Origin of the sequence: Pseudomonas brassicacearum, assembly GCF_003732265.1 — a bacterium.
Taxonomy (GTDB): Bacteria; Pseudomonadota; Gammaproteobacteria; order Pseudomonadales; family Pseudomonadaceae; genus Aquipseudomonas; species Aquipseudomonas brassicacearum_D.
Genome location: NZ_MOBK01000332.1, coordinates 1 through 302 on the forward strand (window position 1 = coordinate 1; position 302 = coordinate 302).

1 protein-coding gene is annotated in these 302 nt (G+C 58.9%); it reads right to left on the reverse strand.

Annotated features, from left to right (window positions below):
* On the reverse strand, positions 1-302 hold a 302-nt coding region (locus tag BK660_RS31550), incomplete at both ends, for an FAD-dependent oxidoreductase (RefSeq protein ID WP_123436455.1).

Below are 302 nucleotides of genomic sequence, written 5' to 3' on the forward strand. Positions count from 1 at the left end.
GTTCATGATGTCGACGTCGTACTGCTTGACGTGTTCTTCCAGCGCTGTGGCCAGTTTCGGCCCTTCGGTTTCCTGTACGGAAATGAAGTTCTCGATGGCCATGGTGTCGAGCACCTGCCCGCCGAAACGCTCAGCCGCAACACCGGTGCGAATGCCTTTACGTGCAGCGTAAATCGCTGCCGAAGCACCGGCCGGGCCACCACCCACGACCAACACGTCGAAGGCTTCTTTGGCGCTGATTTTCTCGGCCTGACGCTCGATCGCGCCAGTGTCGAGTTTGGCCAGAATCTCTTCCAGACCCA